The organism is Streptacidiphilus jiangxiensis (assembly GCF_900109465.1).
Classification (GTDB): domain Bacteria; phylum Actinomycetota; class Actinomycetes; order Streptomycetales; family Streptomycetaceae; genus Streptacidiphilus; species Streptacidiphilus jiangxiensis.
Map to the genome: position 1 here is coordinate 51,629 of NZ_FOAZ01000018.1, position 25,463 is coordinate 77,091.

Annotated in this window: 26 protein-coding genes; 9 read left to right on the forward strand and 17 right to left on the reverse strand. The window is 73.4% G+C overall.

Going from position 1 to position 25,463, the window contains the following annotated elements:
* Position 1: 1 nt before the first annotated feature.
* The 3 genes from BMY61_RS29570 to BMY61_RS29580 all read right to left on the reverse strand — a co-directional run bounded on the left by BMY61_RS29570 (position 2) and on the right by BMY61_RS29580 (position 3,459).
* Entirely contained in the window at positions 2 to 991 is a 990-nt protein-coding gene (locus tag BMY61_RS29570) for an endonuclease/exonuclease/phosphatase family protein (RefSeq protein ID WP_042446001.1), read from the reverse strand.
* A gap of 81 nt (positions 992 to 1,072) precedes the next feature.
* Positions 1,073 to 1,825, reverse strand: a complete 753-nt coding sequence (locus BMY61_RS29575; RefSeq protein WP_052438586.1) for a TetR/AcrR family transcriptional regulator — start codon at positions 1,823 to 1,825, stop codon at positions 1,073 to 1,075.
* A 14-nt stretch (positions 1,826 to 1,839) separates the two neighbouring features.
* The gene (locus BMY61_RS29580) at positions 1,840 to 3,459 is read right to left on the reverse strand and encodes an MFS transporter (RefSeq protein WP_042446004.1); all 1,620 of its coding nucleotides are present in this window, start codon (positions 3,457 to 3,459) and stop codon (positions 1,840 to 1,842) included.
* A 185-nt stretch (positions 3,460 to 3,644) separates the two neighbouring features.
* Between BMY61_RS29580 and panB the strand changes: the two genes are divergently transcribed.
* From panB to BMY61_RS29595, 3 genes are all read left to right on the forward strand, one after another.
* Entirely contained in the window at positions 3,645 to 4,499 is an 855-nt protein-coding gene (gene panB, locus BMY61_RS29585) for a 3-methyl-2-oxobutanoate hydroxymethyltransferase (protein WP_042446007.1), read from the forward strand.
* Positions 4,500 to 4,595: 96 nt separating this feature from the next.
* Positions 4,596 to 5,597, forward strand: coding sequence for a daunorubicin resistance protein DrrA family ABC transporter ATP-binding protein (locus BMY61_RS29590; RefSeq protein ID WP_042446348.1), 1,002 nt, complete (start codon positions 4,596 to 4,598; stop codon positions 5,595 to 5,597).
* Positions 5,594 to 6,418 (forward strand): ABC transporter permease, encoded by an 825-nt coding sequence (locus BMY61_RS29595; protein WP_042446009.1) that lies wholly within the window; start codon positions 5,594 to 5,596, stop codon positions 6,416 to 6,418. Before BMY61_RS29590 ends, BMY61_RS29595 begins: the two co-directional genes overlap by 4 nt.
* Positions 6,419 to 6,421: 3 nt before the next feature.
* Here BMY61_RS29595 and BMY61_RS29600 read toward each other — a convergent pair whose 3' ends face one another.
* Entirely contained in the window at positions 6,422 to 9,817 is a 3,396-nt protein-coding gene (locus BMY61_RS29600) for an AfsR/SARP family transcriptional regulator (protein ID WP_042446351.1), read from the reverse strand.
* 192 nt (positions 9,818 to 10,009) lie between these two features.
* On the opposite strand from BMY61_RS29600, the gene BMY61_RS29605 reads away from it, so the two are divergent.
* On the forward strand, positions 10,010 to 10,834 hold the full coding sequence (locus BMY61_RS29605; RefSeq protein WP_042446012.1) for a site-2 protease family protein: 825 nt from the start codon (positions 10,010 to 10,012) through the stop codon (positions 10,832 to 10,834).
* A gap of 4 nt (positions 10,835 to 10,838) precedes the next feature.
* On the opposite strand, the gene BMY61_RS46560 is transcribed toward BMY61_RS29605, so the two are convergent.
* The gene (locus BMY61_RS46560; RefSeq protein WP_169791849.1) at positions 10,839 to 11,000 is read right to left on the reverse strand and encodes a hypothetical protein; all 162 of its coding nucleotides are present in this window, start codon (positions 10,998 to 11,000) and stop codon (positions 10,839 to 10,841) included.
* Between the two features lie 108 nt (positions 11,001 to 11,108).
* Positions 11,109 to 11,825, reverse strand: a complete 717-nt coding sequence (gene npdG, locus BMY61_RS29610) for an NADPH-dependent F420 reductase (protein ID WP_042446015.1) — start codon at positions 11,823 to 11,825, stop codon at positions 11,109 to 11,111.
* A 47-nt stretch (positions 11,826 to 11,872) separates the two neighbouring features.
* Here npdG and BMY61_RS29615 point away from each other — a divergent pair, with 47 nt between their 5' ends.
* The gene (locus BMY61_RS29615; RefSeq protein ID WP_042446018.1) at positions 11,873 to 12,472 is read left to right on the forward strand and encodes a hypothetical protein; all 600 of its coding nucleotides are present in this window, start codon (positions 11,873 to 11,875) and stop codon (positions 12,470 to 12,472) included.
* Between the two features lie 2 nt (positions 12,473 to 12,474).
* Here the strand turns inward: BMY61_RS29615 and BMY61_RS29620 are convergent, their stop codons facing one another.
* The gene (locus BMY61_RS29620) at positions 12,475 to 12,867 is read right to left on the reverse strand and encodes a nuclear transport factor 2 family protein (RefSeq protein WP_042446021.1); all 393 of its coding nucleotides are present in this window, start codon (positions 12,865 to 12,867) and stop codon (positions 12,475 to 12,477) included.
* Between the two features lie 90 nt (positions 12,868 to 12,957).
* On the opposite strand from BMY61_RS29620, the gene BMY61_RS29625 reads away from it, so the two are divergent.
* The 3 genes from BMY61_RS29625 to BMY61_RS29635 all read left to right on the forward strand — a co-directional run bounded on the left by BMY61_RS29625 (position 12,958) and on the right by BMY61_RS29635 (position 15,962).
* Entirely contained in the window at positions 12,958 to 13,419 is a 462-nt protein-coding gene (locus tag BMY61_RS29625; RefSeq protein WP_042446024.1) for a MarR family winged helix-turn-helix transcriptional regulator, read from the forward strand.
* A 67-nt stretch (positions 13,420 to 13,486) separates the two neighbouring features.
* Positions 13,487 to 14,770, forward strand: coding sequence for an MFS transporter (locus BMY61_RS29630; protein WP_042446027.1), 1,284 nt, complete (start codon positions 13,487 to 13,489; stop codon positions 14,768 to 14,770).
* 145 nt (positions 14,771 to 14,915) lie between these two features.
* Positions 14,916 to 15,962: a terpene synthase family protein gene (locus tag BMY61_RS29635; RefSeq protein WP_042446029.1), complete on the forward strand. Its 1,047-nt coding sequence runs from the start codon at positions 14,916 to 14,918 to the stop codon at positions 15,960 to 15,962.
* Between the two features lie 7 nt (positions 15,963 to 15,969).
* On the opposite strand, the gene BMY61_RS46565 is transcribed toward BMY61_RS29635, so the two are convergent.
* From BMY61_RS46565 to BMY61_RS29665, 6 genes are all read right to left on the reverse strand, one after another.
* On the reverse strand, positions 15,970 to 16,596 hold the full coding sequence (locus BMY61_RS46565; protein ID WP_052438588.1) for a hypothetical protein: 627 nt from the start codon (positions 16,594 to 16,596) through the stop codon (positions 15,970 to 15,972).
* Positions 16,593 to 17,930 (reverse strand): DUF58 domain-containing protein, encoded by a 1,338-nt coding sequence (locus BMY61_RS29645; RefSeq protein WP_042446032.1) that lies wholly within the window; start codon positions 17,928 to 17,930, stop codon positions 16,593 to 16,595. The genes BMY61_RS46565 and BMY61_RS29645 overlap by 4 nt, the downstream gene beginning before the upstream one ends.
* Entirely contained in the window at positions 17,927 to 18,949 is a 1,023-nt protein-coding gene (locus tag BMY61_RS29650; protein WP_042446036.1) for an AAA family ATPase, read from the reverse strand. Before BMY61_RS29650 ends, BMY61_RS29645 begins: the two co-directional genes overlap by 4 nt.
* Positions 18,950 to 18,993: 44 nt before the next feature.
* Positions 18,994 to 19,635 carry a hypothetical protein gene (locus BMY61_RS29655; RefSeq protein ID WP_143094580.1) on the reverse strand — a complete coding sequence of 214 codons (642 nt, stop codon included), beginning with the start codon at positions 19,633 to 19,635 and terminating at the stop codon, positions 18,994 to 18,996.
* 8 nt (positions 19,636 to 19,643) lie between these two features.
* A complete protein-coding gene (locus BMY61_RS29660) occupies positions 19,644 to 20,621 on the reverse strand; it encodes a DUF4129 domain-containing protein (RefSeq protein WP_143094581.1) in 978 nt (325 codons plus the stop codon).
* A gap of 125 nt (positions 20,622 to 20,746) precedes the next feature.
* On the reverse strand, positions 20,747 to 20,941 hold the full coding sequence (locus BMY61_RS29665; RefSeq protein WP_042446039.1) for a hypothetical protein: 195 nt from the start codon (positions 20,939 to 20,941) through the stop codon (positions 20,747 to 20,749).
* Between the two features lie 60 nt (positions 20,942 to 21,001).
* Between BMY61_RS29665 and map the strand changes: the two genes are divergently transcribed.
* Complete coding sequence (gene map / locus BMY61_RS29670; protein WP_425314717.1) at positions 21,002 to 21,850, forward strand: type I methionyl aminopeptidase; 849 nt, start codon at positions 21,002 to 21,004, stop codon at positions 21,848 to 21,850.
* A 9-nt stretch (positions 21,851 to 21,859) separates the two neighbouring features.
* On the opposite strand, the gene BMY61_RS29675 is transcribed toward map, so the two are convergent.
* The 4 genes from BMY61_RS29675 to BMY61_RS29690 all read right to left on the reverse strand — a co-directional run bounded on the left by BMY61_RS29675 (position 21,860) and on the right by BMY61_RS29690 (position 25,458).
* Positions 21,860 to 22,576, reverse strand: coding sequence for a bifunctional DNA primase/polymerase (locus BMY61_RS29675; protein WP_052438591.1), 717 nt, complete (start codon positions 22,574 to 22,576; stop codon positions 21,860 to 21,862).
* 190 nt (positions 22,577 to 22,766) lie between these two features.
* Complete coding sequence (locus tag BMY61_RS29680; RefSeq protein ID WP_236655964.1) at positions 22,767 to 23,342, reverse strand: hypothetical protein; 576 nt, start codon at positions 23,340 to 23,342, stop codon at positions 22,767 to 22,769.
* Positions 23,343 to 23,509: 167 nt separating this feature from the next.
* On the reverse strand, positions 23,510 to 24,154 hold the full coding sequence (locus BMY61_RS29685) for a response regulator (protein WP_042446046.1): 645 nt from the start codon (positions 24,152 to 24,154) through the stop codon (positions 23,510 to 23,512).
* Positions 24,155 to 24,162: 8 nt separating this feature from the next.
* Positions 24,163 to 25,458 carry a sensor histidine kinase gene (locus tag BMY61_RS29690; RefSeq protein ID WP_063773225.1) on the reverse strand — a complete coding sequence of 432 codons (1,296 nt, stop codon included), beginning with the start codon at positions 25,456 to 25,458 and terminating at the stop codon, positions 24,163 to 24,165.
* Between the last annotated feature and the right edge of the window lie 5 nt (positions 25,459 to 25,463).

Consider the following 25,463-nt stretch of genomic DNA (forward strand, 5'->3'; position numbering starts at 1 on the left):
GCTACCCGGCCGCGGGCTGCAGCTCGAAGTGGGCGCCGATCGGGAGGTGGTCGCTGCCGGTGCGCGGGAGGGTCCAGGCCGCGGTCGGGGTGACACCGCGGGACATGATCTGGTCGATGCGGGCTGCCGGGAAGGACGCCGGCCAGGAGAAGCCGAAGCCGGCGCCCGCGCTGCCCTGGGCGGAGCGCAGCTGCATGGTGATCGGGGCCAGCGCGCGGTCGTTCATGGTGCCGTTCATGTCGCCGAGCAGCAGCACCCGCGGGAGCTTCTCCCGCGCGATCGCCTCCCCCAGCGCCTCCGCGCTGCGGTTGCGCTGGTTGGCGGTGAAGCCGCCGTCGAAGTGGACGCGGACGGACGGCATGTGGGCGACGTAGACGGCGAGGGCGCCCTCGGGGGTCTGCACGGTGGCCCGCAGGGCGCGGGTCCAGCCGATCTTGATGTCGACCGGTCCGGTGTCGCTCAGCGGGTACTTGGACCAGAGCCCCACCGTGCCCTCGACGACGTGGCAGCGGTAGGTGGTCTCCAGCTTCTGGCGGATGACCGGGAGCTCCGTGCCGGTGATCTCCTCCAGCGAGATCACGTCGGGGTCGGCCGCCATGAGCGTCGCCATGGTGCCCGCGACGTCCGTGTTGTCCGCGCTGATGTTGTGCTGGACGGCGGTGAAGTCGTAGGCGCCCCCACTCTTGTCCGGGACGAGCGGGCCGAAGAGCAACGCCCAGATCAGGACCGGGGCGAGCAGGGCCGCCAGCGCGATCGCGGAGCGGCGCAGCAGGGCGAGCACGAGCAGCACCGGGACAGCCAGCCCGAACCACGGCAGGAAGGTCTCGATCAGGGAGCCGAAGTTGCCCAGCGTGTCGGGGATCTGCCGGTGGAAGCCGAGCACTCCCGCCAGCAGCAGCGCCAGAGCGGCCAGCACCCAACCACGCCGCCAGGCGGAGCGGCCCTTGCCGTCCCGTCCGCGCCACTGGAGTCCGCCGAAGCCGCGAAGCATGCGCTGTTCCTCACCCTTGCCCTACTAGGTCCCCTTTGCCGGGACTCAGCCTATGGGTGAGGAGACGCGACCTCGTTGATCTCAGGTTCCGTCGGCGTCGCTGTGAACCGGGTGAGTGTTCGATGAGACCGCGATGCCCTCGAGCACCGCGTCGACGATCGTGGTGGCGAGCGCCGGGTCCTCGAGGGAGCCATCGGGATGGAGGATGGCGCGGGAGAGCATCGGCCCGACGACCAGCTCGCCGAGCAGGTCCGCGTCGATGTCCACCCGCAGCTCGCCGCGGAGCTGGGCGTCGTGGATCAACGCGCGCAGCGCCCGGCGGCGCGGCTCGATGACCGTCTCGTGGTAGCGGGCGTACAGGTCGGGAATGGCCCGGATCTCGGCGCCGATCATGGCGAGGTTGCTGCCGGAGCGGCGGTTGACGGCGTTCAGCCGGATGCTGTCGACCGCCGCGATGAGCGACTCGCGCAGCGTGGCGCGCTCGCAGATCGGGTCCAGCTTGGACTCCAGCTGCGTGAGCAGGTGCAGCAGCAGCGCGTCCTTGTCGGGCCAGCGGCGGTAGATGGTGGCCTTGCCGACGCCGGCCTCGGCCGCGATCGCCTCGACGGTGAGCCCAGCCAGGCTGGACCCCCGGTCGAGCAGGCGCAGCATCCCCTCGACGATCGAGGACTCGACCGCCTCGCTGCGCGGCCGCCCGCGCTTGGCGGGGGGCGTCGCGGGGGTGGTCGACGTGGTCGACGACGTGGACGGGGCGGTGGAACGCTGCTGGCCCAGCTCGCGGCTGATCAGGCTCTCGAACTCGCTGTCGACCGTGTTACCGGCGTTGCTGCTCACCACCCCATCCTCCCTCACTCCGCTTGAGTCCCGGTAGCACCCACCGCGTCCTCGGCCGCCGGGCGCGGGGCCATCGCGCCACCGTAGGCGGCGGCCTTGCCCGGCAGGAAGGCGAGGGCGACGGCCATCCCGAGCACCGCCGCGACCGCGGCACCCCCGGCCGTGACGTGCATGGCGTGGACGAACGCGTCCTTGGCCGGGTCGACCAGCGCCGAGGCGTGGAACTGCGGCTGCTCGGCGATGCCGAGCGTGCCCTCGATGGACTCACCCGCCGGGCCGCGCAGCGCGGGTGGCAGCGTGGCCAGGTGGCCGCTGATGCCGCTGCGGTAGCTCGTCGACAGCAGCGCGCCGAGCACCGCGACGCCGAGGGAGCCGCCGACCTGGCGGAAGGTGTTGTTGACCGCCGATCCGGAGCCCGCCTTCTCGCGCGGCAGGCTGGCCATGATGGTGACCGAGGCCGGCGGCATCACCAGGGCCATGCCGGCGCCCTGGACGAAGGCGATGACCTCCAGCACCCAGATGCCCGTGGTGCGGCCCAGCGTCATGAAGCCGACGAAGGCGGCGGCGATCAGGAACATGCCGAGCGCGACGGTGAACTTGACGCCGTAGCGGTCCACGACGAACCGGGCCCGCGGCGAGAAGATCAGCTGCGCGACCGCGAGCGGGAGCAGCAGCAGACCGGCCTGGAGCGGGCTGTAGCCGCGCACACTCTGGATGTAGAAGACGCCGAAGAAGGTGACGCCCATCAGCGCGAAGAACGCGAGGCCGATGGCGACGACCGAGGCGGAGAAGTGCTTGTTGCGGAACCAGGAGATGGTCAGCACCGGGTGGGCCGCGCGCTTCTGGTAGAGCACGAAGGCCGCCAGCACCAGCAGGCCGCCGACGATCGGCACCCAGCTCTCGGTGACGCCGAAGTCGGCGTCCTGGCCGCCCTTGATGATGCCGTAGATCAGCGCCACCAGGCCGACCGTGGAGAGCAGCACGCCCAGCGGGTCGAGCCTGCCCGGGTTCGGGTCGCTGGAGTCCGGCACCAGCCAGACCATGCCGATCAGCGCGGCCACCACGATCGGGACGTTGACCAGGAAGACCGAGCCCCACCAGAAGTGCGCCAGCAGCAGGCCGCCCGCGATCGGGCCGATGGCGATGGCCAGACCTACCGCGCCGGACCAGATGCCGATGGCCTTCGGGTGCTCCTCGCGCTCGAAGACGTTCATGATGATGGCCAGCGTGGCCGGCAGCACGAAGGCGCCGCCGAAGCCCATCACGGCCCGGAAGGCGATGAGCTCGCCGGGGCTGCTCGCCATGGAGCAGAGCAGCGACCCCGCCCCGAACACGACCATGCCGAAGAGCAGCACCTTCTTGCGGCCGAGCCGGTCGCCGAGCAGGCCGGCCGTGAAGAGCAGGCCGACGAAGACCAGCGTGTAGGAGTTGATCGCCCACTCCAGCTGGCTCTGGGTGGCACCCAGGCCCGTCGGCTTCGGCGAGGCGATCGTCTTCATCGCGACGTTCAGGATCGAGTTGTCCAGCACCACAACGAGCAGGCTGAAGACCAGAACGGTGAGGATCGCCCAGCGGCGCTTGTGTATCGCCTCGGGCACCCGCGGCGGGGCAGCGGCAGGGGCAGTCGTCGTCATGGCAGTAGCGTAGCCGATTTTCGATACGAGAACGTCTCGTATCGAAATTGAGACCCGGAGGAGTGACGCGCGCGACTTCTCCGCCCCGCGCGCTCCCCTTTCCCTCTGTCGCGCGGGCGTGCCAGCATGGACGTGATCCGGGGACGCCGTACGGCGCCACGAGACCGACACACAGGAGACACGTCATGCAGAACGGTTCGCTCCCGCCTGCCCAGAAGTCCCTCTACGGCGGCGTCACCACGCGCCGCGTCACCGTGCGCGACCTGGCCTCCGCGAAGACCCGCGGCGAGCGCTGGGCCATGCTGACCGCCTACGACGCGATGACCGCGGGCGTCTTCGACGAGGCCGGGGTGCCGGTGCTGCTCGTCGGCGACTCGATGGGCAACTGCCACCTCGGCTACGACACCACCGTGCCGGTGACCATGGACGAGATCGCGATCCTCTCCGCCGCGGTCGTCCGCGGCACCAAGCGGGCGCTGGTCGTCGCCGACCTGCCGTTCGGCAGCTACCAGGAGTCCCCCGCGCAGGCGCTGCGGAACTCCGTCCGGCTGATGAAGGAGGCCGGGGTCCACGCGGTCAAGCTGGAGGGCGGTGAGCGCTCCGCCCCGGCCATCGAGATGCTGGTCCAGGCCGGCGTCCCGGTCATGGCCCACCTGGGCCTGACGCCGCAGTCCGTGCACGCGCTCGGCGGCTACCCCGTCCAGGGCCGCGGCGACGAGGCGGCCCACCAGCTGCTGCGGGACGCGAAGACCGTCCAGTCGGCCGGCGCGTTCTCGGTGGTCCTGGAGGCCGTCCCGGCGGAGCTGGCCGCGCAGGTCACCCGCGAGCTGCACATCCCGACCGTCGGGATCGGCGCGGGCGTCGGCTGCGACGCGCAGGTGCTGGTCTGGACGGACATGTCCGGGATGTCGAACGGGCACGTGCCGAAGTTCGTCAAGCAGTACGCCAACCTCCGCGCCGAGCTGGGCCGCGCGGCGACGGAGTACATGGACGAGGTCCGCAGCGGCGCCTTCCCGGCGGAGGAGCACACCTTCCACTGAGGGACGCTGCACTGCGCAGGGGCGCGGGGGTTGCCGACAGCGCCGTGACGGAGCACTGACGGAGCCGTGACGGCGGGGTTCGGCATCGTGCCTCGCATGGAGCCGACGACTGATTCGAACAACGCCGCCGCCGTGCAGGTGCGGGGGCTGGCCAAGTACTACGGGGAGACCAGGGCTCTCGACGGCGTCGACCTCGACGTCGCCGAGGGCACCGTCATGGGGGTGCTCGGGCCGAACGGGGCCGGCAAGACCACGCTGGTGCGCATCCTGTCGACGCTGGTCCGCCCGGACGCGGGCCGCGCCGTCGTGGCCGGCTGGGACGTGGAGCGCCAGCCGTACCGACTGCGCCACGAGATCGGCCTGACGGGGCAGTACGCCTCCGTCGACGAGCTGCTGTCGGGCTACGAGAACCTCTACCTGATCGGCCGGCTGCTCGACCTGAACGCCAGGGGCGCCCGCCGTCGCGCCGAGGAGCTGCTGGAACGCTTCTCCCTCACCGACGCCGCCGGGCGGCCGACCAGGACGTACTCCGGCGGGATGCGCCGCCGCCTCGACCTGGCCGCCTCGATGATCGGGCGCCCACGCGTGCTCTTCCTGGACGAGCCCACCACGGGCCTTGACCCGCGCACCCGCAACGAGGTGTGGGCGGAGGTCCGGGCCATGGTCGACGAGGGCTCGACGGTGCTGCTCACCACGCAGTACATGGAGGAGGCCGAACAGCTCGCCTCCGACCTGACCGTCTTCGACCACGGCAAGGTGATCGCCGCGGGCGGCGTGGAGACGCTCAAACGACAGGTCGGTGGGCAGAGCCTGACGATCCGTCCGGCCCAGGGGGCGCAGCTCGACGCGATGATCCGCTGCCTCGCCGAACGCGGCCTCGCCGCGGTGCCCGACGGCGCGGGCGGGCTGACCGTGCCCGCGGTCGACGAGGCGCAGCTGACGGCCGTCGTGGCCGCGCTCGGCACCTCCGGTCTGGGGATCGCGGCGCTGGAGACCAGGCTGCCGAGCCTCGACGAGGTGTTCCTGGCCATCACCGGCGAGCAGTCGACCGTTCCCGCCGCCGTTCCCGCCCCGACCAGCCTGGAGTCCGTCGCATGACCACCCTCGCCGCCCCCGCCCTCGCCGCCCCCGCCGTGCCGGCGGGCGACAACCGGACCAGCCTGCGCGCCTCGCTGCACCACATCGGCGCGCTGACCCGCCGCAACCTGATGCGGATGAAGGCCGACCCGGAGTCCCTGCTGGACGCCTTGTTCATGCCGATCCTGTTCACCGTGCTCTTCGTCTACGTCTTCGGCGGCGCGGTGGCGGGCAACTCGCACAACTACATCCAGTACATGATCCCCGGCATGTTCGGGCAGATCGGCCTGAGCCTGGCGATGGCCGTCGGCACGGGCCTCAACACCGACTTCACCACCGGCGTGATGGACCGCTTCCGCACCATGCCGATCGCCCGCTCCTCCGTGCTGATCGCCAAACTGCTCGCGGAGAGCTGTCGTTCGGCGGTCTCGCTGGTGGTCCTGGTGCTCTTCGCGATGTGCCTGGGCCTGCGCATCCACACCAGTCCGGTCAACGTGCTGGCCACCCTCGGGCTGGCGCTCGCCTTCGGCACCGGGATGGTGTGGGTCTCGATGCTGCTCGGGATGGCCATGCCCAACCCCCAGGCGGTGCAGGGCGTCGGCATGCTCATCATCGTGCCGCTGCAGTTCGGCAGCTCGACCTTCGCGCCGGTCCACTCGATGCCGGGCTGGCTCCAGGCCTTCACCTCGGTCAACCCGCTCTCCGCGCTGGCGGACGCGAGCCGGGCGCTGATCAACGGCGGCCCGGTGCTGCATCCCGCGCTGCTCGCGCTGGCCTGGTCGGTGGGGCTGACGGTGGTCTTCGCGCCGCTGGCGGTCGCCCGCTTCCGCAAGCGCACCTGACGTCTACCCGTCCAGCCCCTGGTACATCAGCTGCACCGTCTGCGACGCGTCCATCGCCCGGCCCGCCGCGTACGCCTCCTCGTACGCGGCGTCGCCGAGCAGCGAGCGCAGCCCGGCCGCCGTCTCGGCGAGGGCGGCACGGTCCAGCCGGTGCTTGGCCGAACGGGTCTGGAGCAGCTCGTACGCGCCGAGCAGGCGGGCCGCCGTCCCGGCCGGATCCTGCTCCGGGACCAGGCCGGCCGCCGCGCAGCGCCACAGCGTCCCGGTCAGGGCCGGGGCCACGACCAGCGGCAGTTGCTCGGGGACCTGCGAGCTGAGCGGGTGGCTCCGCAACTCCTCCAGGCCGGCCCGTACCCGCCGCAGGCCGGCCTCGGGCCGACCGTCCATCGCCTCGACCGCGCCCAGCATGCTGATGACCATGCCGTTCAGCAGGTTGGCCGCGCCGGGGCCGGAGGAGTCGACGAGCAGCCCCTCCAGCAGGGTGCGCGCCTCTGCCAGGCGTTGCTGGCGCATCCGCAGGCCGGCGAGCAGCATCGTGCCGAACATCCCGGCGCCTTGGCCGATGACCCCGTAGGCGGCCGACTCCTCGATGGCGCGGACCAGTTCGGCCGCTCCCTCGTCGTAGTGGCCGAGGCCGATCAGGCCGTCGCCGAGGCGCACCCGCAGGATCGGCTGCTCCTGGTCGGCGCCGACCTCGTGGGCCAGCACCATCGCCTCGCGGCAGCAGCGCACGCCCTCCTCGAACTCCCCGGCGAAGTTGGCGATCTCGGCCCGCCCGGCCAGGGCCTCGGCCCGCCCCCAACGGTCGCCGAGCTCGGTGAACAGCGCCTGGCTCTCGGCGGCGTCCCGTTCCGCCTGGGACTGTCGGTCCCACTGGTCGTTGAGCAGCTTGGAGCGGATCTGCAGGGCGCAGGCGAGCTCCCAGCGCCGCCCGAACCGGCGACAGCCGTCGACGAGCCCGTCGGCCACCGACTGTAGGTGCTCCAGCATCCCCGCGTACATCACCACGTAGACCCGCTGGAGGGCGGGCATCCGGGCCGACTGGGGCAGTTCGGGGCGGTAGAAGTCGATGATGCGCGCGCCGAGCTCCTGCAGCTCGGCGGAGGGCACCCCGCCGTAGATACCCTCGGCCGTGAGCAGCCGGCCCGTCGCCACGGCCCGGCGCGCCTCCTCCAGCACCGGACGCGGCCACGGCGGTGCCAGCTCGCCGGGGCCCTCCTCGACCGGCACGGCGGGCGCGTCGAACGGGTCGCCGGGGACGAGGGTCAGCACCGCGTCGTACCAGTCGTGCGCCTCGTCGCGCCGGTTGCGCAGGTTCCAGTACCAGCCCAGGTTGCACAGCAGACTGAGCGCCTCCTGCTCCTCGCCGCCCTCCACGGCGCGGCGCAGGGCGGCCCGCAGGTTGTCGTGCTCGGCGTCCAGCAGGCGCAACGCGTCGAGTTGGGCCTCGGTGCGCAGCAGCGGGTCGGTGGCGCGGGCGAGTTCACGGAACCAGCGCAGGTGGGCGGCCGCGGGCGCGTGCGGCGCGTCGGCCTCGCGCAGGCGCTCGGCGGCGTACGCGTGGATGGTCTCCAGCATCCGGTAGCGGGGCTGCGCGTCGGTCCCCGCGGCGAGATCCGCCTGGATCAGCGACTTGTCGACGAGCGAGAGCAGGGACGGTGCCACGTCCTGCGGCAGCAGGTCGGCCGGGTCGGCGCAGATCGCCTCGGCGGCGTCCAGGGTCCACCCGCCGGCGAACACGGACAGGCGGGCGAGGAGCGTCCGCTCCGACGGCTCCAGCAGGTCCCAGCTCCAGTCCACGACGGCCCGAAGGGTCTGCTGCCGCGGCAGGTCGGTGCGGTTGCCGCCGGTCAGCAGGGCGAACCGGTGGTCCAGCCGGTCCGCGAGCTGGCGTGGCGTCATGGCCCGCAGGCGGGCCGCGGCCAGCTCGATCGCGAGCGGCAGTCCGTCGAGGCGGCGGCAGATCTCGGCGCAGGCCGCCGGGTCCTGGGCCGGGTCGCCCGGGTCGAAGCCGGGCCGTGCGGCGGCTCCGCGTACCGCGAGCAGCCGCAGCGCGGTCGGCTCCGGCAGCGGCTCCAACGGACGCACCAGCTCACCCGCCACACCGAGCGGTTCGCGGCTGGTCGCCAGCACGGTCACCCGCGGGCAGGCCGCGACCAGGCGCTGCGCGAGCTCGGCGGCCGCCTGGACGAGGTGCTCGCAGTTGTCCAGCACCAACAGCAGCTCGCGCGGCCCGCAGAACTCCAGCAGCCGGCCGAGCGGCCCGTCCCCGTCGGCGCCGGGGACTCCGGCCGCCAGCGACTCCGGCAGCCCGAGACCCAGGTGGGTCACCCGCAGCCCCAGCGCGCCGAGGACCGCGTCCACGACCGCGCGCGGATCGTCCAGCGGCGCGAGCTCGACCTGCCACACCCCGTCCGGGTACGACTCGGCGAGCGCGGCCGCGGCCTGCTGCGCCAACCGCGTCTTCCCGGTCCCACCGGGCCCGGTCAGGGTCAGCACCCGTGCCCCGGGCAGCTCCGCGTCCAGCGCGGCCAGCTCCGCCTCCCGCCCGACGAAGCTGGTCAGCCGCGCCGGGAGATTCCCGGGCACCCGCCCGGGCACCCCACCCGGCGTCGCGCCCCCCGCCGGGACGTCGCGGACTCCCGGCTCGGCCCCGGCCCCGCCCGGCCAGGGCGCGGCGGACGGGACGGTCACCGGGGCGGGGGCGAGAAGTTGGGTGTGCATGGCGCGCAGCGCCGGGCCGGGGTCGGTGCCGAGTTCGGCCGCGAGGGTGCGCCGGGTGGAGTCGTAGGCGCGCAGGGCGTCGGCCGTGCGGCCGGAGGCGTGCAGCGCGCGCAGGTGCAGGAGGTGCCAGGACTCGTCCAGCGGCTCCGCCGCGACCCGCTCCGCAAGCTCCGGCAGGACCGCCGGGGCGTCACCGAGGGCGAGCCGGGCCTCGACGTGGGCGCGGTGCGCGGCCGCGCGTTCGGCCTCCAACCGCAGCGCGGCGTCCTCGCGGGCCGGCAGATCCGCGAGCGCGGGACCGCGCCACAGGGCCAGCGCCGCGCCCAGCAGCTCGGCCGCCCGCGCGGGCGGCGCCTCGGCCGCGTCGGCGACCAGGCCGCGGAAGGCGGCCGCGTCGGTGTCCCCGCCGATCAGGCGGTAGCCCTCGGGGCCGGAGGCCACGTGCTCGGCGCCGAGCGTCCGCCGCAGGCGGGCCACCAGGGTCTGCAGCGCGTCCTGCGGGTCGGCGGGACCGGCCTCACCCCAGATCTCCTCGATCAGCGCCCACGGCTGCGCGGCCCGCCCCTCCCGCAGCGCGAGCGCGGCCAGCAGGGTCCGCAGTCGTCCGCCGGCGAGGGCCACGGGCCGTTGGTCGTCATCGAGGACGAGCGAGCTGCCGAGGATCCCGAAGCGCATCCCCATATTCTGGATCATCCGACGGGACGGGGGGCCCGGTCCCGGTGGTCCGGTGGAACCGGCACCGGGCGGCAGGCGTTCACAGCTGGGGGTGCGGATGGCCGCGCGCTGGCTTGGCGCGCGTACCGGCGACAGGGCATCATCGGCACTTCCGTCCGTCCACGGCTGTCCACGACCGGAGTCCCGTCACCCATGAGCGCGTTCACGAGCCGTTCCCACTCGCACTCGGACCGGCGGATCAGCACCGTCTTCCTGGTCCTGCTGGCCGTCTTCGTGACGACCGGCGCATCTCTCTGGGTCCACTGGGGCAACATGACGTTCGGCGTCTTCGTGTTCGTCTGCGCGGGCTGGCTGATCTCGCTGTGCCTGCACGAGTACGCCCACGCCCGCGCTGCCCTGCACGGCGGGGACATCACCGTGGGCTCCAAGGGCTATCTGACGCTGAACCCGCTCAAGTACACGCACCCGGTCTACAGCTTCGTGATGCCGCTGATCTTCATCATCCTCGGCGGTATCGCGCTGCCGGGTGGCGCGGTCTTCATCGAGCGCGGGCGGATCCGCAGCAAGGCGAAGAACGCACTGATCTCCGCCGCCGGGCCGGCGATCAACGCGGCCTTCGCGCTCGTCCTGCTCGTGGTCATCGCCGTGGTCGCCCCCGCCTACTACGGCAGCGGGCCGGGCTCCGTGCCGCACCAGGAGTTCTACGAGGCCCTCGGCTACCTGGCGCTGCTCCAGGTGATGGCGACCATCCTCAACCTCATCCCGATGCCCGGACTGGACGGTTACGGCATCATCGAGCCCTGGCTCTCCTACGAGACCCGCCGCTCGCTGGCGAACATCGCGCCCTACGGCATGATGATCATCTTCCTGCTGATGTGGAACCAGACCATCGGCGGCTGGCTGTTCAACGACGTGATCTACCCGTTCCTGAACTGGTTCGGGGCCGCCTTCTACGCCTCCGACGGCAGCGTCGCGTTCCACTTCCTCCGCTTCGGCTTCGGCGGCTTCGGAAGCTGAGGCCTCACGCGCGGGCGCGGCGCCACTGGACCCAGCCGACGTTGCTGGCGACGCCCGCGAGCAGCACGAAGGCCAGACCCAGCCAGAACTGCGCCAGGACCGACACGACCGCGGCGGCGAGGGCCAGGACGGCGAGGGCGAAGGCGAACAGGGCGAAGCGGGGCATCGGGGATCTCCGAGGAGTGGTGAACGAACGGGCCGGACAGGGAGCCATTCTCCCTCTCCGGCCCGCGTGCTTCCGACCCGGGGTCCGCGCGCCGAGGCACGCGGCGGATCAGACGTCGGTGATGCGCAGGCCCGCATGGGCCTTGTAGCGGCGGTTGACCGAGATCAGGTTGGCCACCAGCGACTCGACCTGGTGGGCGTTGCGCAGGCGGCCGGCGAAGACGCCGCGCATGCCGGGGATCCGGGCGGCCAGCGCCTGGACGACGTCCGTCGCGGCCCGCTCCTCGCCCAGCACCAGCACGTCGATGTCGATCTCGTCGACCTCGCGGTCCTCCAGCAGCACCGCCGAGAGGTGGTGGAACGCCGCCGTCACCCGGGAGCCGGGCAGCAGCGCGGCGGCCTGCTGCGCGGCGCTGCCCTCCTCCGGCTTGAGGGCGTAGGCGCCCTGCTTGTCGAAGCCCAGCGGGTTGACGCAGTCGACGACGATCTTGCCCGCGAGCTCGGCGCGCAGCGAGGTGAGCAGTTCGGCGTGGCCCTCCCACGGCACCGCGACGATCACGACGTCGCTCTCCGCGGCCGTCGCCGCGTTGTCCGCGCCGCGCACGCCGAGGCCCAACTCGGCGGCGGCCGCGGCGGCTCGGTCCGCGCTGCGCGAGCCGATGACCACCTGCTGGCCAGCCTTGGCCAGCCGGTAGGCGAGGCCACGACCCTGCGGGCCGGTGCCGCCGAGGACCCCGACCACGAGGCCGGTGACGTCGGGCAGGTCGTGGGGCGTCCGGGCGGTCGCGGCGGGGGCGCCGGCCGACGCTGCATCAGGGGTACTCATGGACAGATCCTCCCATCCCGGTGTGCCGGTGCGGGAGCATGGCATCCATGGATGCGGTGAGGGTCACAATGCTGCGGGAGTTGCTCGCGGACACCCCGTGGATCGCACGCACGCGCGGCTTCGCCGGCACGCTGCGGGACGTGGCGCGCCCCGGGGGTCTGCTGCTGGTCGGCACGGAGGCGGAGGAGCCGTGGCACCTGGCGGCGCACCTGGCCGACGAGGCGGCCTATGCCGACCTGCCCGCGCTCTCCCCGGTCCTGGTTCGCCACCACGTTCCACCAGGGGCGCCCGCGCATCTGTCGGTCCCACTCGCGCGCCTGGAGGAGGCGCGGCGGGGTGAGACGGTCTTCGTCGTGGCGCCCGAGGTGGCCGACGCGGGCCTGCTCGAGCGGGTGCACGACGCGCGGCGCGTCGGCGCGACGGTCCTGGCCCTGGAGGCGGCCGACCCCGAGCTGCGCGGCCTCGCGCACGAGGCCCTGACGGTCGTCCCCGACCCGGGCGCGCCCTCGTTCGAGCTGGTCCAACACCTCGTCAGCGCGGCCGCGGGCGACCCCGCCACGCCCCGGCGCCCGTCCGCCGGCCTGCGCGGACGCCTGGCCCGCCTGCTCGACCACCTCACCGCTCCCCCGCCGCCGCTGGGTTGGTGAGGTCAGCGCGCGCTGCCCAGGTCCCGGTCGACGTCGGCTCCTTCCAGCAGCAGCGTGGTCTCCTCGATGCGGCGGAAGCGCCCGTCCGGGGCGAACTCCCCGAAGAGGTAGACCTCCATGCGGACGGCGGACCCGTCCTTCTTGGTGACGTGGACGGTGTGCCGGTCGGCGTACCGGTCGCCGTCGGCGAGCTCGTCGTGCACCGTCACCGAGCCGTGCGCGACGACGTCACGCAGGTGGGCGATGTGCGTGAGGAACTGCCCACGGTCGTCCCAGCGGCCGTCGGTGCGCTGGCGGTAGTCCGGGGCGAAGTGCCGGTCGACGGCGGTGTCGAGGTCGAGGCCGGGCGTGAACAGCAGGTCGGTCAGGGCCGTGGTGATGTCGGTACGAGGCATGAGCGTTCCTTCTCCTCTGGTGAATGCGTGCTTGAGGCACGCATTCACCCTAGCCCAAGAAGCGTGCTTCGAGCACGCTAATCTGGGGGCGTGACGAACGAGCCAGGACACGAGATCGCCGACGCGCTGGGCGTGCTGCTGACCCGCAGCACCCGCGAGCACCTCCACGCCGCACTGACCGAGGGGCTGGGCGAGGCGGTCGACGCCCTCACCTACCCGCTGCTCAGCGGCCTGGACCGGGCAGGCGCCCGCAGCGCCGCGGACCTCGGACGCGAGATCGGCCTGGACCGCACCACCGTCACCCGGCGCGCCGACCGCCTTCAGCGGGCCGGCCTGCTGCGGCGCGATCCCGACCCCTGCGACGCCCGCGCGACGCTGCTCGCCCTCACCGACGCGGGCGAAGCGGTCGTGGCCACCACCCGCGGGCGCCTGGCCGCGCACATCGACGCCTCCCTCGCCTCCTGGCCGGCCGAGGACGCGCGCACCTTCTCCCGCCTGCTCCACCGCTTCGTCACCGACGGCCCGTTCACGGGTGAGGCGCCCCGACACTGAGGCGGTCGGCAAACCAGTTGCCACCAGCACCCCGCAGCGGGCAGCGTGGCTGGATGTGAAGCTCGGAATGGACCTGACCCCGTGGCGTGGCTCGCGGGACTTCCGGCTGTTGTGGACGGCCGGCGCGGTCACGCTGTTCGGGAGCTTTCTCACCATGGTCGCGCTGCCGCTGGAGCTGAAGGCGCTGACCGGGTCCACGCTGGCGGTCGGAGCCGTGGGCGCCGTGGAGTTGGGCCCGCTGGTGGTCTGCGGACTGTGGGGCGGCGCGCTCGCGGACGCCTGGGACCGGCGGCGGATCGTGCTGCGGACCGAGGCCGTCCAGGGCCTGTGCAGCCTCGGTCTGGTCGTCGACACACTGCTGCCCCACCCGGCGGTCTGGCCGCTCTACCTCGTCGCCGCGTGCAGTTCGGCCGCTTCCGCGCTGCAGCGGCCCTCCATCGACGCGCTCACCCCACAGCTCGTCGGGCGCGACCAGCAGACCGCCGCCGCCGCGCTCAACTCGGTGCGCTGGAGCGTGGGCGCGATCGTCGGGCCCGCCCTGGCCGGGCTGATCGCCACCACCGCCGGGATCGGCGTCGCGTTCGAGGTGGACCTGGCGACCTTCGTCGTCTCGGTGCTGCTGCTGGCGCGCCTGCGCCCGGTGCCACCGGCTCCCGACGCGGAGCGGGCGTCGGTCGGATCCCTGGTGACCGGGCTGCGCTACGCCCGCGGCCGCCCCGACCTGCTCGGCAGCTACGCCGTCGACATCGCGGCGATGCTCTTCGCCATGCCGGTCGCGGTCTTCCCCTTCCTCGCGGAGAGACTGCACGCCGCCTGGGCGCTCGGCCTGATGTACGCGTCGTTCGCGGTCGGCTCGCTGCTGGTGTCGGTGACCAGTGCCTGGGCCTCGCGGGTCCACCGGTACGGCCGCTGGATCGTGGCGGCGGCCTGCTGCTGGGGAGCCGCGATCGCCGGCGCCGGGCTGCTCGGCGACGTGTGGGCGGTCCTCGCCTGCCTGGTCCTCGCGGGCGGCGCGGACATGGTGAGCGGGCTGTTCCGGGCCTCGCTGTGGAACAGCACCATCCCCGACGAGCTGCGCGGCCGGCTGGCCGGGGTGGAGCTGCTCAGCTACTCCGTCGGACCGCAGCTCGCCTCCGTCCGCGCGGGGTGGACGGCCGCGGCCATGGGCGTGCGCACATCCGTCTGGGCAGGCGGCGTGGCCTGCGTGGTCGGTGTCGGCGCGCTGGCGCTGGCGCTCCCCGGGCTGTGGCGGTTCGACGCCCGCAGCGACCCGCACGCGCTCGCCCTCGCCGCACACCGCGCCGCGGCCGCGGAACCCGCCTGTGACGAGGTTCCCACCGCGTCCGCCTGACGCCCGGCCCGCGCACAGCGCGGCAGGGCCACACGGCTGGGCGTATCCCGCGTGCCGTCGGGCGGCACGCGTCGTTGGCTGAGCAGTGACCGTCCGGGCGCGAGAAGCCGGACGCGGCAACGGACGCACGCGCGGGAGGTTCCGGATGAGGCAGAGCGCCACGACCCCGCCACGCGGGCAGGAGGACGGCGCACTGCTGGTGCTGGACCTGGCGCTGCCCCACGGACGCCTGCGCCCGGCGCGCGCCCACCCCGACGTCGACGCCGTCCGCGCCGACCACGACGCGTGGTTCCGCACCGCGCTCGGCGGCCTGCGCCTGCCCGGCGCGGAGCGGCTGTTCGGCGAGTGCGAGGGCGTCAGCCTGATGTGCGCGGTGCTGCCGGACGCGGAGGCGGCCCGGCTGGTCGGGATCTGCGTGGCCGCGTCCGCACTGTTCCTGCTGGACGACGTCGCCGACGACGAGGCGAGCGAGCGGGCCAGGGCCGCGGACTACCTGGCGGTCCTGCGCGGCGAGGCCGGCGACGGCGCCGGCTCGGCGCCGCTGCGGCTGCTGGCACGGACGCTGACCCGGGCCCGGGAGGGCGTGCCGGACCGGCTGTGGGCGCGCTTCGTCGCCGGATTCTCCGAGGTCGTCGCGGCCGGGGCGGCCAAGGAGCGGACGGCGCGCGAGGCGCTGCGCGGCTACGACGCGTACCTCGCCGCCCGCTACGCGGACTCCGCCTTCGACCTGGTCGGCGTGGCCATCGAGCACGGGCTGGGCCTGCCGGACCTGACGGCGCTGCAGGAGGCGGCGGACGCGGCCGCCTGGACGGAGCTGCACCGGGCCTGCTTCGTGCACACGATCCTGGTCAACGACCTGCTGTCGTTCCGCAAGGAGTACTTCGCGGGCGAGCCGATGAACGCCCTCGCCGTGCTGCGCGACGCCGAGGGGCTGACGCTCCAGCAGGCGACGGACACGGTCTGCGCGCGGATCGCCGCCGCCGAGGAGAACTTCCTCGCCGCGGCCCGCACCCTGCGCTCCGACGGCGCGGAGGCCACGGACCGGTACCTGACGGCATGGGAGCTGATGCTCAGCGGCAACCTGGTCTGGTCACTGGCCTGCCCCCGCTACCACGGCCCCGGCGCCGTGGGCCCGGGTGGCGCGCTCCCGACCCGCATGGCGCTGCACCGGGACCACACCGCCTTCGGCTGATCCCGGATCAGCCGCGACTTCGGCGCACCGTCAGCGCGACGCCCGTGGCCACCGCCAGCACCAGCAGCCCCGCCGTCGCCCGGGCCCAGGAGTCGGCGGTGGCGACGGAGACCGTCGCACCGGCCAGCACCAGACCGGTGGCCGCCACCGCGGCCACCACCGCGGGCCAGTCGCGAAGCTGCGCAGCGCCGGGCGGGCCGGCGGCCGCGCCGTCGACGAAGAGCAGGTAGGCCAGGAGCAGCCCGGCGTCGCAGGTCATCATCCACACCGGCGGATCACCGAGGGCGACGGCCACCACGAAACCCACTGCCAGCACGGTGTTGCGGTGCCGCGACAGCGCGGAGGCCCACCGGTGGTCACCGGTGACGGGTCGGGCCACGACCGGTGCCGCCGTGAACCAGGCCGCCAACGCCATCAGCGCCAGCAGGACGATCCGGACGATCCCGGCCTCCAGCGGGGCACCGGCGTGGACCAGGTTCACGGGGTCCGCGGCGGCCAGTGCCATCGCCAGGCCCAGGCCGCGCGCCGCGAACAGTTCCGACTCCGAACTCGCGTACTGCGCCTCCGCATCGGGGTCCACGGTGGTGGCGGTGGCCGTACCGGTGGCGGTCCCCGCGTCGACGGTGCCGCTCATCGCAGCCTCCCTTGGATCCGGGTGCGCAGCAGCGGCGCGAAGGTGAGGTCGAGGGTGCCGCCCTCCCAGGCCGCGACCGGGATGCCCTTCTCGGTCAGACTGAACCGCAGTGCCTCCCGGTCCAGCCGCCACAGCCGCAGCGCGAGCTGCTCGGAGAACTCGCCGTCCTCGGAGCGCGGGTCGCCGATCGGGATCTCCACGACCACCACCGGGTTGCCGCGCTCGGCCAGCCCGCCGAGCACGCCCATCATGCGGTTGTCCGCGAGCGGCGTGACCGCGTGGACGAGCGCGCCGTGCGGCAGGGCCGGCGGAGGCAGGCGGTTCAGGTCCGGGGTCTGGTAGGCGAGGTCGCGGCGCACGTCGAGGACGGTCTGCACCAGGCGGTAGAAGTACTGGTCGCCCTGGCCCGGCTGGAGCCAGTGCAGCTTGCCGCCGACGGACACCACGCCGACCCGGTCGTGGCTGCGCAGGTAGGCGCGGACGATGCCGGCGGCGACGCGCAGGGACTCGTCGAGACTGGACCCGCCGGTGGCGGGATCGCGCAGGTCGGCGAAGGCGTCGAGCAGCACCACCACGTCGGCGGCGCGCTCGGAGGCGAACTGCTGGAGCTGGACCGCGCCGCCGCGCCGGGTGGTGGCGGCCCAGTTGATGCGGCGCTGCCGCTCGCCCCAGACGAACGGGCGGGTGCCGATCACCTCGACGCCCTCGCCCTGCTGGCGGGAGGTGTGCTCGCCGAGGTTCCCCGGCAGCAGCACCGGAACGGGCGTGAGGCCGCCGTCGGCGGGGTCGGGGAAGACCTCGATCTGGCCGAGCTCGACACGCAGCGTGCGACGCAGCAGCCCGCCGCGGTCGTGGACGTCCACGTCGACCGTACCGAGGGACCAGCGGCCCCAACGACGCGCGACGAAGTTCAGGACCAGCTCGGCCCCGTGCGACTCCACCGAGACCAGCTCGCAGCCGGCCCCGACCACGACGCCGGGGTCGAGCCACTCGGCCGACCCGGCGAAGGCCACCTGGAACCGCGCGGTGACCGGCTCACCCTCGAAGACCCGCAGGCTGGACCGGTGCACCTGTCCCCCGGCCACCAGCGGGTCGCCGGTGACCCGGTGGGGGCCGAGCGCGGCGAGCAGCAGCAGGCACAGCGGACCGGCGGCGAGCGCGAGCAGCCACGGCTGACCGGTGACGAGCGCGATCGCCAGCGCGGCCACGGCGACCGACAGCAGCCGCACGGCGCGCTCGGTCAGCCGGACGCCCGCCGCCGGGGCGCCGGGGATCTCCTCGTGGTCGGTGCCCTGCGGCTGCCCGCCGAGCACCCGGTCCAGCGCGTGGATCATGCGCCGACCGGGGCCGTCTGCGGGGCCACCTGCGGGGCGGTCTGCGGGGTGGTCTGCGGCGTCGGCACGCTCTGCACCACGCCGGCGATGACGTCGTCGGCGGAGATCCGGCGCACCCACAGCTCCGGCTTGAGGGTGATCCGGTGCGCCAGCGCGGGCAGCGCGACGGCCTTCACGTCCTCCGGGACGACGAAGTCGCGACCGGCCATCACGGCCCGGGCGCGGGCCAGCTGCACCAGCGCGAGACCGCCGCGCGGCGAGGCGCCGACCTGGATCTGCGCGTGCCGACGGGTCGCGTCGACCAGCGCGACCACGTAGTCGACCAGGTCGGCGTTGACCTCGACGCGCTCCAGCGCGTCGCGCATGGCCAGCACCTCGCCAGGGTTGCTGAGGGTGTTCAGCACCGCCTCGGGCGCGCTGCGGTCCAGGCGGCGACGGAGCATCGCCGCCTCCTCGGCCACGGGCAGGTAGCCCATCCGCACCCGCAGCAGGAACCGGTCGAGCTGGGCCTCGGGCAGCGCGTAGGTGCCCTCGTACTCGATCGGGTTGTCGGTCGCGATGACGACGAACGGCTTCGGCAGCTCGCGGGTCACGCCGTCGACGGAGACCTGGGCCTCGGCCATCGCCTCCAGCAGCGCCGCCTGGGTCTTCGGGGGCGTGCGGTTGATCTCGTCGGCCAGCAGCAGGTGGGCGAAGACGGGGCCGGGCCGGAAGACCATCTCGCCGGTGCGCTGGTCGTAGAAGGGCGCGCCGGTCACGTCCGAGGGCAGCAGGTCCGGGGTGAACTGGATCCGGCGGAAGTCCAGGCCCAGCACCGTCGCGAAGGAGCGGGCCAGCAGCGTCTTGCCGAGACCCGGCAGGTCCTCGATCAGCACGTGGCCGCCGGCCAGCACGCCGAGCATCACCAGCTCCAGCGCGGAGCGCTTGCCGACCACGGCGCGCTCGATCTCGTCCAGCACCGCGTGGGCGCGCACCCCCGCCTGCTGCGGGGTCAACTGGTCCGTTACGGAGGCGGTCACGGTGCTCCTCGAAGACGGTGAAGACGGTGGAGACGTCAGGGCGGTCACAGGGTTTCCAGGCGGGCCACGAGAGCCTCCACCTGCGCGGGCGTCAGGGGCCGCGGGTCGGGCACGTGTCGGTAGCCGGCCTGCCGCGCCTGGCGGATCGCGGTCGGCGTGCGGGGCAGCATCGGGTCCAGCAGCGGCCACAGCTGCGGTCCGAGGATCGCCGCCGCGCGGTCGGGCTGCGTGCGCAGCGAGACGCCGTGACGTTCCGCCAGCTTCACCTCGTACAGGCGCAGCACCAACGGGTACAGGTGCAGCGCGTAGCCCTCCGGGGTGCGGACGGCGTCGCTGACGGCGGCGTCCCAGTAGCGCAGGGTGGGCTCACGCTTCCCGACGAGCCGGCCGTGGCGCCGCGCGCCGTCGTCCATCACGCCCGCCCCGGCGATCCACCGCGCCACCCAGGCACCGGCGGCGACGAGCAGCACCACCCCGACGGAGAGCCCCGCGACCCCGCCGACGGCCCACAGGGCGGCCAGGCACACCAGCCCGAAGCCGGCGAGCGCGAGCAGCGGAAACAGGTTCGGCCCGAGCGGGCCGCCGCGCTGCGGCGCGGGGTGGGACGGGCGGATCCCCGCGTCGTAGCCGGGGAAGGCGGAGGGGACGGCTCCGCGCATGGTCGGGGACTGCGGATCGGAGGACATGGCCGACATCAGATCTCGATCTCCTCGCGCGGGCCGTGGACGGCCTCCGTGGCCGCCGCGGCGGCGGCGAGGTGGGCGCCGATGTCCTCCAGCGCCGCACGGGCCTGGTCGCGCTGGTGCTCGCCCATCGGGTGGGTGGAGTAGCGGGCCTCGCTGAACAGCTCGGTCAGGCTCCGCGCGGCGGGGCCCTGGACGAGCTCCGACTCGACGGCACGCTGCAGCAGTTCGGTCGGGGTGTCGGCCTTGCGGCGGCTGATGCCGCCCTGCGCGAGGGAGGCCTCCATCGCCGCGTAGCAGGCGATGATCGCCGTCCGCGGGTCCGGGTCGTCGGCGAGCGCGGCCCGCCCCGCCTGGACCGCGTCGGCCAGCGCCTCCTCGGTGCCGTCACCCGCGTCCGCGCCGATGACGACGCCGTCCTCGCCCTCGCCGGTGCGCCGACGGGCCATCAGCCAGCGCGTCACCAGCACCGCCAGCGTGATCAGCGCGGCGATGGCGAGGAGCCACAGGAAGCCGTAGAACAGGGACTTGAAGTCGATCTTCGGCTGACCCGGCGGGGTCGTCCGGGCCGGCTGCTCCGGCGGGTACGACGTGGGTGCCTGCTGTCCCTGCGTCGCGGCGGAGATGCCCTGCGGCGGCTGCAGCGGGGGCGGCTGGTGGCTCTGGGTGCCGAGGACGGCGATCCCGACGAAGGTGGCCACGGCCATCAGTACGAAGCCCGGCACGATCAGCGAGGAGATGCGCGCCTGGGCGGGCGTCTCCTCGGCCAGCGCGTCCTGGCTGCGCCGCGCGCGGAGGGTCAGCGGGATCGCCAGCACGAGGATGCCGAAGGCCAGCAGCCCCCACTTGCCCTTCTCCGGCCCGTCACCCGCGAGCGCCGTCCCCTTCGCGGCGTTCATCGCGACGGCGGCCAGGCCCAGCAGAACGGCCGCGCCGAGCGCGGCGCCGACACGCACGCCTATGCGCGAACTGTCCTTGCCACGTGCCACCGGTCTTCCCCCACCGTGCGAGTTTCGTGGTGCCACCCTGCCACACCGCTTGTCACCACGTCAGGTGGGTGCCCAGCTTGTCTCAGTTCGTGCACGGCAGCCAGTCGCGCCCCTGGATGGTGCGACTACTGCCAGCGCGGATCGGTGTCCCAGTCCTCGTTGCGTTCCGCCACGCGTTCCAGCGCGTGGGACGCGGCCTCCGCCGTCGGGTACGGGCCGAGGCGGTTGCGGGCCGGGCATTCCGGGCCCTCCTCGACCTTGGCGTGCTTGAGGCACCAGAACCACTCGCCCGGCTTGCCGGTCGCCTGCTTCGCCATCATCCGCTCCCTCGTCCTCGACGTCCCGCACCGAGGGTGTACCCGCTGATTAGGATGACCACCATGGCACCCCTCGTCCCTGGAACGCTCTCTCCCACCCGCCCCGTGCCCGCGCACATCCCGCGCCCGGAGTACGTGGGCCGCAAGGCCCCCCGGCCCTACGACGGGCCGGAGGTGCAGACCGCCGAGACCATCGAGAAGATGCGGATCGCCGGTCGTATCGCCGCACAGGCGATGGACGCGGCGGCTGCCGTGATCGCGCCGGGGGTGACCACGGACGAGCTCGACCGGATCGCGCACGCGTACATGTGCGACCACGAGGCCTACCCGTCCGACCTCGGCTACCGGGGCTTCCCGAAGTCGATCTGCACCTCCGTCAACGAGGTGATCTGCCACGGCATCCCGGACTCGACCGTGCTGCAGGACGGCGACATCGTCAACCTCGACGTGACGGCGTTCATCCACGGCGTCCACGGCGACCTCAACGCCACCTTCCTCGTGGGCGACGTGGACGAGGAGTCCAAGCTGCTCGTCGAGCGCACCCGGGAGGCGACCCGCCGTGGCATCGCGGCGGTCAAGCCGGGGCGGCAGGTCAACGTGATCGGGCGGGTGATCGAGTCCTACGCCAAGCGCTTCGGCTACGGCGTCGTCCGCGACTTCACCGGACACGGGATCAACACGTCGTTCCACTCCGGCCTGATCATCCCGCACTACGACAGCGAGTTCGCCACCACGGTGATGCAGCCCGGCATGACCTTCACCATCGAGCCGATGCTGACCCTGGGCGACTACCGCCACGACATCTGGGCCGACGGCTGGACGGTGGTGACCAAGGACCGCAAGCGCACCGCTCAGTTCGAGCACACGCTCGTGGTCACCGAGGACGGCTCGGAGATCCTCACCCTCCCGTAGCGGGAGCGACTAGCGAATCAGCCACTGCTCGCCGAGCGCCGGGGCCCCGACCTCGGCGCAGGCGTCGGTGAGCACGTCCAGCAGGCGCAGCGGATCCGGCAGCGGATGGTCGGGGCCGCGGACCCAGGTGACCTCGCTGCCGTCGGCCAGACGGCTGGGCGGCAGCAGCACGTAGCTGCCGCGGGTGTGCCAGCGCAGGCCGGGGTGTTCGTCCGCGGCCTCGTCGGGGTGGGAGTCGAGCTCGGAGGTCCACCACTCGTCCTCGTCCAGGGGCGAGCGGGTCGTGGTGAAGAAGAACCAGCGGTCCTCGCCGAGCGCGGCGACCGGTCCGGCGGCGACGCCGGCCTCGGCGAGGCGCTCCAGTGCGAGACGACCGGCCTCCGTCGGGACGTCGAGGACGTCGTGGACGCGGCCGGTCGGGGTGATCGCGTTGGCGTCCGGGTCGCGGACGAGCCAACGGGTGATCTGGTCGAAGTCGGTGGTGGCCTGGGACTGCCAGGCGAAGGAGAGCGGGTGCTGTGCGGGGGCCGGACAGCCGACCCGGTCACAGGAGCAGGTGAAGTCGACCGCATGCGCGGCCGGGGCCACCGGGAAGCCCGCGCGGGCGGCGTCCAGCAGCACGCGCAGGCGTCTGGCGCGCTCGGCGGCGGCGTCCGCCTCGTCGGGGCGACCGCCCAGCCGGAGCCACCTACGCCACCAGGCGTCGACCTTGCCCGCGGATTCCACTGGTGCCCCTTTCACGCCCCGCGCCCGGGGCCACCGGGACGCGTACAGAGCAGGATACGGCCGCGGGGACGGTGCTGTGTGCCAGGGGTGACTTCTGTGGCGATCCCATGAGGATCAGGTGACGACGAAGGGCTGACGACGAAGGGCCCGGTGCGCTCGCGCGCAACGGGCCCTCGCGGCCGGGGCCGGGTCAGCTGGTGACCATCTGCGTCAGCTGGCCCGCGCTGGGGATCTGGTCGGTGACGGGGGCGCCGTTGGCCGCACCGGCGCTCTTGATGCTGTTCGTCACATTGGTGAGCTGGTTGAAGTCCGCGTCCGTCGCGCTGCCGTTCTTGATCTTGCTCGGCAGGTTCTTCAGGCTGTCCACGGCGCTGGAGAGCGCCGTCGTCGCCTTCGACAGCGTCGGGTCGCCCTTGGCGTCGGTGAGCGCGGCCTTGGCGCGGTTGTAGGTGAAGCCCGCCGCCAGCGCGCCCTTGATCAGGGCGGTGGTGCGGCCCTTCGCGCCGCTCTTGAAGGTACCGGCCTTGAAGGGCTTGTAGATCCACTGGTAGGTCGCGCCCGCGGCCAGACCGGCGTTGAGGACGAACTTGGTCTTGGCCAGCTTGACCCGGTCCGCGCTGCTGGTCGCGCTCGCCGTGGCCGCGACGCCGGCACCGCTGACGTTGTTGCTCGTCTTGTTGGACGAGCAGGCGGGCAGGACCAGCAGGGTGCCGGCCATCGCGACGGCCACGGCCGAGGTGCGGACGCGGGCAGTGGAAACGGACACGGAGGCCTCCGATGGTTCGGGCACGTCTTCAACAACTCAAGGCCCACGCTCACACGCCCGCACTCCGGCGGCGACCACGTACGCGCCGAACGGGTGAGCTTCCACCCGTTGGGGCGTAGAGCTTGGAATCAGACGCCCTGGAATCACACGCCCTGCAATCGGATGCCTCAGGCCCCGAGGTGGCGCAGCACCGCCAGCACCCGACGGTGGTCGGCCGCGGAGACGGGCAGGTCCAGCTTGAGGAAGATGTTGGCGACGTGCTTCTCCACCGCCCGCTCGGTGACCACGAGCTCCCGGGCGATTGCCGAGTTGGAGCGGCCCTGCGCCATCAGCCCGAGCACCTCACGCTCGCGCGGGCTGAGCCCGTCGATCGTGCCGCGGACGGGGCTGGCGCCGACGAGCTGCGTGACGACCTCCGGGTCCAGCGCGGTGCCGCCCGCCGCGACCCGCTCCAGGGCGTCGACGAAGTCCCGCGTGTCCAGGACCCGCTCCTTGAGCAGGTAGCCGACGCCCGCCGAGCCGCCCGCCAGCAGCCGGGAGGCGTACTGGGTCTCCACGTACTGCGAGAAGATCAGCACCGGCAGTCCGGGCCGCCTGGCGCGCAGCTCGATCACCGCGCGCAGGCCCTCGTCGGTGTGCGAGGGCGGCATCCGCACGTCGCTGACCACGGCGTCCGGCTCGTGCTCGGCGGCCGCCGCGAGCAGCTGCACGCCGTCGGCGACCGCCGCGACCACCTCGTGGCCCTCGTCCTCCAGCAACTGCACCAGACCGACCCGCAGGATCGCGGTGTCCTCGGCGACAACGACGCGCATGGGTGTGCTCAACGCCTTTCCAGCTCGACAGTGACGGTGGTGGGCCCGCCGGGCGGGCTGTCGACGGTCAGCAGACCGTCCGCGACCCGGACCCGCTCGGCGAGCCCGCGCAGGCCGGAGCCGGCCCCGGCCAGGGTCGCGCCGCCGCGGCCGTCGTCGGTGACCAGCAGGCGCAGCCTGCCGTCCGACTCCAGCACCGCGATGGCGGCCTGCTGCGCGTCGGCGTGCTTGGCCGCGTTGGCCAGCAGCTCGGCGGCGGCGAAGTAGAGCATCGTCTCCACGGCCGCCTGCGGCCGCTCCCCGACGGCGACGCGGACGGTCGTCGGCAGCGGCGCCCGGGCGGCCAGCGTCGTGAGCGCGGCCTCCAGGCCCGAGTCGAGCGCGGGCGGGTGGATGCCGCGCACCAGCTCGCGCAGCTCCTGCACGATCTCGCGGGTCTCCGCCCGGGCCTCGGCGATCAGCTCGACCGCCTTCTCCGCGTCGCCCTTGAGCAGCCGCGACTCGGCCCGGCCCAGCCGCATGCCGAGGGCGATGATCCGCGCCTGCGCGCCGTCGTGCAGGTCCCGCTCGATCCGGCGCAGCGTGGCCGCCGCCTCGGTGATCGCCAGCTCGCGGGTCTCCTCCAGCAGCACCAGGCGCCGCTGCGAGGCGGAGGGACCGAGCAGGCGGACCATCAGCCACCGGTCCAGCAGCAGGGGCAGCCGCTGCACCCACGGCCACACCAGCAGGGCCAGCACGCCGAAGGCCACCAGGATCAGCGAGCGGGCCCAGGTGTCGAACCGGAACCCGGCGATCCCCAACCCGGGATCACCCCCGCCCTTGTGGGTGGCGGTGTCCGCCTGCAGCCGCCACATCAGCGGGTAGAGCAGGAAGAGCAGGCTGTAGAGCCACCAGCCGAAGCCGAGCAGGAACTGCACCAGCCCGAGCGGGAAGCGGATCGCCAGATAGCCGACGGCCCGCCAGGAGGAGACGTCCACGAGGTTGCGCGCCAGCCATCCGCCGGCGCCGTGCCCGCGCGGCGGACGCGGCGGCACCTCGACCTCCAGACCCAGCAGCGACCGGGCCATCCCCCGGTAGGCGGCGGCCAAGGCCCGATCGACGGCCAGCAGCAGCGGCAGCAGCGGCAGCAGGATCACCCCGGCGGAAAGGATTCCCAGCAGACAGGTGGCCAGCACGGCGGCCAGCCCGAGCAGCGCGAACGGCGCGCTGAGCAGCGAGTACACCAGCTCGCGCCAGGTACGGGCGGACAGCGGCTCCCGCAGCGCGCGCTTGATCGTCCGGGCCATCCGCACAGTCTTGCTCATCTGGT

Bases quoted from the DNA above. Each gene is read 5' to 3' on its own strand.
- BMY61_RS29570 (WP_042446001.1), bottom strand. From the start codon at position 991: ATGCTTCGCGGCTTCGGCGGACTCCAGTGGCGCGGACGGGACGGCAAG.
- BMY61_RS29580 (WP_042446004.1), bottom strand. From the start codon at position 3,459: ATGACGACGACTGCCCCTGCCGCTGCCCCGCCGCGGGTGCCCGAGGCG.
- panB (WP_042446007.1), top strand. From the start codon at position 3,645: ATGCAGAACGGTTCGCTCCCGCCTGCCCAGAAGTCCCTCTACGGCGGC.
- BMY61_RS29590 (WP_042446348.1), top strand. From the start codon at position 4,596: ATGGAGCCGACGACTGATTCGAACAACGCCGCCGCCGTGCAGGTGCGG.
- BMY61_RS29595 (WP_042446009.1), top strand. From the start codon at position 5,594: ATGACCACCCTCGCCGCCCCCGCCCTCGCCGCCCCCGCCGTGCCGGCG.
- BMY61_RS29600 (WP_042446351.1), bottom strand. From the start codon at position 9,817: ATGCGCTTCGGGATCCTCGGCAGCTCGCTCGTCCTCGATGACGACCAA.
- BMY61_RS29605 (WP_042446012.1), top strand. From the start codon at position 10,010: ATGAGCGCGTTCACGAGCCGTTCCCACTCGCACTCGGACCGGCGGATC.
- BMY61_RS46560 (WP_169791849.1), bottom strand. From the start codon at position 11,000: ATGCCCCGCTTCGCCCTGTTCGCCTTCGCCCTCGCCGTCCTGGCCCTC.
- npdG (WP_042446015.1), bottom strand. From the start codon at position 11,825: ATGAGTACCCCTGATGCAGCGTCGGCCGGCGCCCCCGCCGCGACCGCC.
- BMY61_RS29615 (WP_042446018.1), top strand. From the start codon at position 11,873: ATGGATGCGGTGAGGGTCACAATGCTGCGGGAGTTGCTCGCGGACACC.
- BMY61_RS29620 (WP_042446021.1), bottom strand. From the start codon at position 12,867: ATGCCTCGTACCGACATCACCACGGCCCTGACCGACCTGCTGTTCACG.
- BMY61_RS29630 (WP_042446027.1), top strand. From the start codon at position 13,487: ATGGACCTGACCCCGTGGCGTGGCTCGCGGGACTTCCGGCTGTTGTGG.
- BMY61_RS29635 (WP_042446029.1), top strand. From the start codon at position 14,916: ATGAGGCAGAGCGCCACGACCCCGCCACGCGGGCAGGAGGACGGCGCA.
- BMY61_RS46565 (WP_052438588.1), bottom strand. From the start codon at position 16,596: ATGAGCGGCACCGTCGACGCGGGGACCGCCACCGGTACGGCCACCGCC.
- BMY61_RS29645 (WP_042446032.1), bottom strand. From the start codon at position 17,930: ATGATCCACGCGCTGGACCGGGTGCTCGGCGGGCAGCCGCAGGGCACC.
- BMY61_RS29655 (WP_143094580.1), bottom strand. From the start codon at position 19,635: ATGTCCTCCGATCCGCAGTCCCCGACCATGCGCGGAGCCGTCCCCTCC.
- BMY61_RS29665 (WP_042446039.1), bottom strand. From the start codon at position 20,941: ATGATGGCGAAGCAGGCGACCGGCAAGCCGGGCGAGTGGTTCTGGTGC.
- map (WP_425314717.1), top strand. From the start codon at position 21,002: ATGGCACCCCTCGTCCCTGGAACGCTCTCTCCCACCCGCCCCGTGCCC.
- BMY61_RS29685 (WP_042446046.1), bottom strand. From the start codon at position 24,154: ATGCGCGTCGTTGTCGCCGAGGACACCGCGATCCTGCGGGTCGGTCTG.
- BMY61_RS29690 (WP_063773225.1), bottom strand. From the start codon at position 25,458: ATGAGCAAGACTGTGCGGATGGCCCGGACGATCAAGCGCGCGCTGCGG.